The 7,744-nt window shown below is 61.5% G+C and carries 1 protein-coding gene; it reads right to left on the reverse strand.

The window, feature by feature from the left end:
- Window positions 1–160: 160 nt before the first annotated feature.
- Entirely contained in the window at window positions 161–7,735 is a 7,575-nt protein-coding gene (locus tag BLR16_RS29135; RefSeq protein WP_371123431.1) for a non-ribosomal peptide synthetase, read from the reverse strand.
- Window positions 7,736–7,744: the final 9 nt, after the last annotated feature.

Raw genomic sequence — 7,744 nt, forward strand, 5'->3', positions numbered from 1 at the left:
TCGCGCCTCAACATCACTCGAATCCGGTATCAAGCGCGATTATCTTCACAAGAAACGATTCAGCTTGAGGATCCAATTAAGCTGAGTTGTGCAGGAAAAGTCTGTCACGGGATACCGGGACATCCTGCACAACCGAGCGGTTACCCGTCAGAAAGTGCGGTTATCGAACATGGACCTCTTCACTGCTGCTCATTTGGACGGGCTCCTTGTCGAGCGCTCGAGAGATCGCCTGGCCCAATGCGCTGACGTGAGGCGCCCTGACCAGTGTGTCGTGGGTGCCGGGAAGCGCTGTAACGCTCACCGGTGTTTCAAGCAAAGCCCCCCAACCCAGCAGCGGATCGGTACGCTCCTGCCCGCTTGCGGTAAACAGTGTCACGTGAAGCGGGGCGGGCAGGCTGACATAGGCACTGATGGCGATATGGATCGCATGGGCCACCGCAACATGGCTGCGTAGCATGGTGGCATCGACGTTCTGCGGCAGTTCTTCCGGAAGCAGGCGCTGTGCCATGCAAAATGCCAGCATTTCCTCGACGGCATCCGCGCTGGCCAGCTCGGTGAGCTGCCGGAGAACCTCGGGATCAAGCTGCTCGGGTAGCCAGCTCATCAGGAATTGACCTTCGCTCAATACCTCCGGCGCTTGCTGCTCAAGACGCGCGGAGGTATCGATGATGCCGAGGAACTCCAGCTGTTCACCGCTGGATTGCAGCTGGCGGGCCATTTCATAAGCGATAAGACCACCTGCAGACCAGCCGCCGATCCGGTAAGGCCCTTTCGGTTGTACCTGGCGAATCGCTGCCAGGTAACTCGCCGCCATGGCCGGCACGTCAGACAACGGCTTCTCGCCAGCTGCCAGGCCACTGGCGGCCAAGCCATAGAGCGGCACCTGTGGGTCGATTGCCGCGGCCAGATCGCGCACGTACTGCACTTCGCCGCCCAACGGGTGGACCAGGAACAGCGGCCTTTTCGAGCCAGTGCGACGGACCGGTACCAGATTGCTGTGATGGCCGGGACGTGTCTGGCTGTCCAGTGTCCTGGCGAAACCGGCAATGGTCGGCTCGATAAACAGATCGCGGACAGCGATCGGTTTGCCGAGTACCTTGCGCAAACGCGACGCCATCTGCACGGCCATCAGCGAAATACCGCCCAGCCTGAAGAAGTCGTCATGGCGACTTACCTTGTCCAGCTTGAGCAACTCCTTCCAGAGGTTGGCGAGGGCGATCTCGGTGTCGCCTTCGGGTGCTTCGTAAGGCAGGTCTTCAGGCTGTTCGTCCTCGACCGTCGCAGCGAGCGCCGCGCTATGCGCCGAACGCGGCAGCGCCGGCGTGTTGTCCAGCACTTGACCGATCGACTGCTGTGCGTCAGTCACCATGTTCTCCAGAACCCTGGCAAACAGCTGCATGATGGCCTGTACAGTGGTTTTGTCGAACAGGTCGCTGGAGTATTGCAGACCGCCGCTCAGGCTTTCGCCGGTATCGTTGAGTGACAAAGACAGGTCAAACTGAGTGGTGATATGGGCGCTGTCCAGCGACTCGACTTCCAGGCCGGGCAGTTGCAACAGCGAAGGGGGCGTGTTGTCCAGGCTCAGCATCACCTGGAACAACGGGCTGTGGCTCATGCTACGGGTTGGCTGCAAGGCGCTTACCACTTGCTCGAACGGTAGATCCTGATGACTGTAGGCAGACAGCGTGATGTCTTTGATCCGACCGAGCACTTCACTCAGTCGGGTCTCTCGGCAGGTTGCCACACGCAATGCCAGCGTATTGGCAAAGAAGCCGATCAGTGGCTCCAGCTCCGGGCGTTGACGATTGGCGACAGGTGTACCAACCACCACATCGTTCTGGCCGCTGAGGTGACTCATGAGCATCGACCAGCCTGCCAGCAGGACCATGAACAGTGTGCTGCCCTGAGCCTGACTGAAGGAACGCAAGTCGGCACTCAGCTCTGGCGAGAGCACACAGTCGATCATCCCGCCGGTATAGCTCTGGATGGCTGGGCGCGGACGGTCCAGTGGCAGGTTCAATACGCTTGGCGCACCTTTCAGATGCGTGCGCCAGAAGTCGATCTGAGCTTGCAGCGCCGGGCCGTCAAGGGATTGCCGTTGCCAGGCGGCGTAGTCCACGTATTGCAGTGGCAGTGCTGGCAGCGGGTCTTTCTGGCCTTGACTGAAGGCGGCGTAAAGCACGCTCACTTCCTGGGCAAGCACACTGTTGGACCAGCCATCGGAGACGATGTGGTGCAGCGTGATCAACAGCACGTGCTCGGCATCCGCAACCTGCAGCAGATGCCCGCGCAGCATCGGGCCCTTGGTCAGATCGAACAGTTGCGTGGCATTTTCCTGACCCAGACGGGTCAGGGTCGCCGTGCGCTGGTCACTGGAAAGATCGCGCAGATCCTGGTGCAACAGCGGAAAGCGGGTATCGGCCGGGGCGATCTTCTGCACCGGTTCACCGTCCACCAGTTCAAAACGCGTGCGCAGGGTTTCGTGGCGTGCAACCAGACGATCAAGCGTCGCCTGCAAGGCAACCGTGTCCAGCGTCCCTGTCAGGCGCAAGGCCATCGGCAAGTGATAGGCCGCACCGGCAGCATGATCCAGATGATCCAGGAACCACAGGCGTTGCTGGGAGAATGACAATGGCAGACGTCCCGAGCGATCCGCCCTTGGAATCGATTGCGCTTCACTTGGCGCGGTGGCGTTGACCAATGAGGCCAGGCCACGAACGGTCGGTGCGTCGAACAGTTCGCGCAAGGTGATTCGTGTACCGAGCTTGCGTCGCAGTCGCGACAGCAATTGCACGGCGAGCAACGAATGGCCGCCCAGTTCAAGGAAGCCGTCGTCGCGGCCGACCTGATCCAGATGCAGCAGGGCTTTCCATATTTCGGCGATGGCCTCTTCGGTTTCGCCTTGCGGCGCCTCGTAAGCCTTGCTGGCCAACGCATCCTGACCGGGGGCCGGCAGCGCTCGGCGGTCGAGCTTGCCGTTCGAGGTCAGCGGCAGGGCATCCAGCTGGACGAAGGCGCTGGGCACCATGTACTCAGGCAGATGCTTGAGCAGCTCGCTACGCAAGTGCTCGGCCGCAACCGATTCACCGCAGACATAAGCGACCAGGCGCTGGCTGTCCGAATCACCCTGGCTGTCGTTGCGGGCAATCACCACCACCTCGCGGATGCCTGATACGGCCAGCAGAACGTTTTCGATTTCACCCAGCTCGATACGGAAACCGCGAACCTTCACCTGGAAGTCGTTACGGCCCATGTATTCCAGCGTGCCGTCCGCCAGCCAGCGACCCAGGTCGCCGGTTTTGTAAAGGCGCGCATTGGCAACATCGGAGAACCGGTCGGCGATGAAGCGTTCGGCACTCAGCTCGTCACGGTTGAGGTAGCCACGGGCCACACCGCTACCGCCGATGTGAATTTGCCCGGCGACGCCCAGTGGTGCGGGCTCGCCACGCGCATCCAGAACATGCACCTGAACGTTGGCGATGGGTCGGCCGATGCTTGGTTTTTCACCCAGGTCGCGGATCAGATCAATGGTCGCGTCCACTGTGCATTCGGTCGGGCCATACATGTTGTAGAAGCGGATGGTCGGGCAGTTGCGCAGCTTTTCCCAGGTGCTGGCGTTGATCGCCTCGCCACCCAACAGCACGCTGACCGGCTGGTAACTGCTGCGCTCCAGCAAACCGGCCGAGAGCAAGGTGTCGAGCTGCGAGGGTGTTGAGTCGAAGGCATGAACCTGGTGGGCTTCGAGGAAGTCCAGCAGTTCGCTGCCGTTGGCACGAATAAGTTGCGGGATGATCACCAGCGTGTGGCCGGAGAACAATTGCGAGATGCCTTTGATCGACATGTCGAAGAAGAAGCCGGCGTTCAGCGCCACGGTGGCCGGTGTCGGGCAATGCTGATGGGTGGTGCGGGTCAGCACGTTCCAGAAGTTGAACACCGAGCGGTGCTCGACCATGACACCTTTCGACTGGCCGGTGGAGCCTGACGTGTAGATCACGTAGGCCAGGTTTTCCGCCGTCAGGCTGTCGACCAGCGGATTGGCATCGAACGCCTGATCATCCGCCGCCAGCAGCGATTCAGCGCTGTCGAGCAGCATCAGTGGTGTATCGCCGGCCGGCAGACTGAGGGCGCTCTGGGTCAGCAGCGCACGCGGCTGGCTGTCCTGCAGCATGAAGGCCATGCGGTCAGTTGGGTGGGCAGGGTCGATCGGCACGTAGGCGGCGCCTGATTTGAGCACCCCCAGCAGGCCGACAATCATATCCAGGCTGCGCTCGGCGCAGATGGCCACGCGCTCGTCCGGTTGTACACCAAGTTGCAGCAGTTGCCGGGCTATGTGGTTGGCACGGCGGTTGAGCTGGCGATAGCTTAGCTGGCGGTCTTCGTAGACCAGCGCCACGGCGTCAGGATTGCGGCGGACCTGGTCTTCGAACAAGGTATGGATCGGCACGACCGGTGCGAAGTCGCTGGCAGTGTCGTTGAAGTCGTTGAGCAGCAGTTGCCGCTCGGCCTGCGGAATCACTTCCAGGCTGCTTGCCAGGCGTGCCGGATCCTGCTCAAGGGCATTGACCAGCTCGGCAACCGCCTGACCGAGGTAGGCGGCAATCCGGTGCGGATCGATGCCATCTATAGACTGCGCGGTCAGCGAAAAGCCATTGGCCTCATTGGCTACGGCAATTTCGATCGGGTAGTTGGTACGGGTTTCGGAGCCCAGGAAATGAACACCTTCCTGCTCCTCGCCCATGTCCTCGATGTTTTCCCCGGCAGTGTTCACCAGATCACCGTGACGGCAATTGAGGATCACGGTGAACATCGGCAGCGATGCATCCACTGCGCTGCAGCGCTGCGCCAGGGCCAGTGGCGCCTGCTCGTGGGTCAGCAGGCCGCTGAGCTGTTGGTAGGCGTCCTGAACGATATCGCGCACGCTGTTCTGTTGCAGGCGAATACGCATCGGCAAGGTGTTGATGAACATGCCCAGCGCATGGTTGGCACCGGAGGTGCCTTGGGAACGTCCCGAAAGCACGGTACCGAAAATCCCGTCGTCGCGGCCGCTGGTGGCGGCTACCACCAAGCCCCATGCCGCATGGAACAGCACCGAGGTCGGCACGCCCTGAGCCCGTGCGGTGGCGTGGATCCGCGCGCTGAGATCGTCGCTCAGATCCTGCACCGAACGCAGGATTGTTGCATCGCCGCCACGCACATCGAGCACGCCGTAAGGCGCAGTGGTGGTATCGACATCCCCCAGCAGTTGACGGAAGTAGGCTTCATGTTCGGCCTGGGACACACACGCGGCCTGGGCGATGAAGTTGCGGTACGGCTGCGATGGCGACAGGGCGTCGGCGCGTCCGTCCATCACTGCCTGGATCTCGCCCATGATCAGGCGCAGGGTGACGTTGTCGCTGATAAGGTGATGGTCCAGCAACGCCATCAGCCACTTTTCCTGCCGGGTATCGTAGGTGATATACGCGGCTATCAGCGGTGCCTGTTGCAGGTCCAGGCGCATATGGTAGGTATTGGTGCGTTCGCGCAGCATCTGCAAGGCGTCTTCACCCGGTGCAGTGTCGAGCTGAATGACTGGCAACGTTGCCTGACGATGCACCACTTGTACCGGTTGCGGCAGACCTTGCCAGCGCAGTGAGCTGCGCATGATGTCGTGGCGGTTGATCACCACTTGCAGCGCGCCGAGGAATTTGTCGAGCAACGCACGGCTGTCGAACGTCGCTATGGTGCGCATCAGGTAGGCGTCGCCTTCTGACTGCAACAGATGGTGAAACAGGATGCCTTCCTGCAGCGACGACAATGGGTAGATATCCTGAACATTGGCGACGCCGCCTGGCACATCGGCAACGATATGTTCCAGTTCCTGCCGGGTCAGCTTCACCAACGGCAGCATGTCCGGGGTCAATGCCGTGCAATCGACCGGAATCAGGTTCGCCGGGGCGACCCGTTCCGCCGCAGTACCGCCCGCCAGGACCGCAGCCATGGCTTGCAGGGTTGGCGCCGAGAACACCGTGCTGACGTCCAGCACCAAGCCGATCTGACGCAAGCGCTCTATCAGGTTAATCACCAGGAAGGAGTGACCACCCAGTTCGAAGAAGTGATCCTGGCGACTGACACGTTCAACCCCGAGCAATTCCTGCCAGGCAGCGGCCAGGGTCGTTTCGATAGCGCCTAGCGGTGCTTCGTAGTCACGACTCACCGTTGCGAACTGGTCCGGCGCGGGCAGGGCGGCACGGTCCAGCTTGCCGTTGGTGGTCAACGGCCAGGTTTCAAGGGTCACAAAGGCGCTTGGCAGCATGTGTTCGGCCAGCACGCTGGCCAGTTGGCTGCGCAGAAGCGCTGACTCGGGAGCAGCGCCGTCCTCGGCAATCAGATAGGCGACCAGGCGTTTGTCGCCAGGGCGATCCTCACGCACGATGACCATCGCTTCACGAACGTCGGGGCAGGCGAGCAATTGCGCCTCGATCTCGCCCAACTCGATACGAAAACCGCGAATCTTGATTTGCGAGTCATTGCGGCCGACGTAGACCACGCCGCCGTCGCTGCGGTAGTGCGCAACGTCGCCAGTGCGGTAGAGCCGTGCGCCGCTTTGCAACGCATAGGGGTCGGCAATAAAACGTTCGGCATTCAGTTCGGTGCGGTTCAGGTAATGCCGGGCAACCCCGGCACCGCCAATGTAAATCTCGCCATTGACGCCGACCGGCACCGGCTGCTGATAGTCATCGAGGATACGCAGGCACAGGTCATCAAGTGCCGGCCCGATCAGACTTGGCATGGCTGTGTCGATTTCCGACTGGCTGATCGGATAGTAAGTGGCATGCACGGTGATTTCCGTGATGCCGTACATGTTCACCAGACGGGTACGCGACAGCGGTGTGCGTGCGGTCCAGGGCTGCAGGCTGCGGAAGTCCAAAGCCTCCCCCCCGAACACCACTTCACGCAGCGCATGCTCCTGCGGGCTGCGTTCGCGAGCCTGGATGAACTGGCGGAAAGCGCTTGGCGTCTGGTTCAGAACGGTGACCTGCTGCTCGCAGACCAGCGCATAGAAGTCATCCGGTGAACGCGCCACCTCACTCGGGACGATGACCAGTTTGCCGCCGTAGCACAGCGCGCCCCAGATTTCCCAGACCGAGAAGTCGAAGGCAAAGGAGTGGAACAGCGTCCAGACATCCTCAGGCCCGAAGTTGAATTGCCCGGCGGTGGCGTCGAACAGGCGTGCAACGTTGCCGTGCTCCACCAGCACACCTTTGGGCAGGCCTGTAGACCCTGAGGTGTAAATGACGTATGCCAAATGCTCGCGAGACAGACCCGGCGCAGCAGGCTCAGGGTTGCGGTCCAGCGATTCATCTGCCAAATCGGCACTGTCGTTGTCCGCGCCGAGGGTCAGTACCGGCACGCTGTGTACCGGCAGCACGTCGAGGCAGGCCGACTGGGCCAGCAACGCTACCGGCGCACTGTCTGTCAGCAGGTAGCCGAGACGCTCGGTGGGGTAAGTCGGGTCCAGCGGTACGTAGGCCGCACCGGCCTTGAGCACGGCCAGCACCGCGCAGATCATCTGCGTGCCACGCTCTGCGAGGATCGCCACCCGGTCATCGGGACGTACGCCTTGGGCAAGCAGTTCATGGGCCAGACGGTTGGCTCGGCGATTGAGCGTCTGGTAACTCACCTCTTGCCCGCCAAAGACCAGCGCGATGTTTTGCGGATGGGCGGCGGCGAACTGTTCGAAGCGCTGATGCACCATCAGACCCGA

Source organism: Pseudomonas sp. BS3767 (genome assembly GCF_900099665.1).
Taxonomy (GTDB): Bacteria; Pseudomonadota; Gammaproteobacteria; order Pseudomonadales; family Pseudomonadaceae; genus Aquipseudomonas; species Aquipseudomonas cerasi.

Coding starts and splice junctions, on each gene's coding strand:
- BLR16_RS29135 (WP_371123431.1), bottom strand. CDS start 7,735: ATGGTGCATCAGCGCTTCGAACAGTTCGCCGCCGCCCATCCGCAAAAC.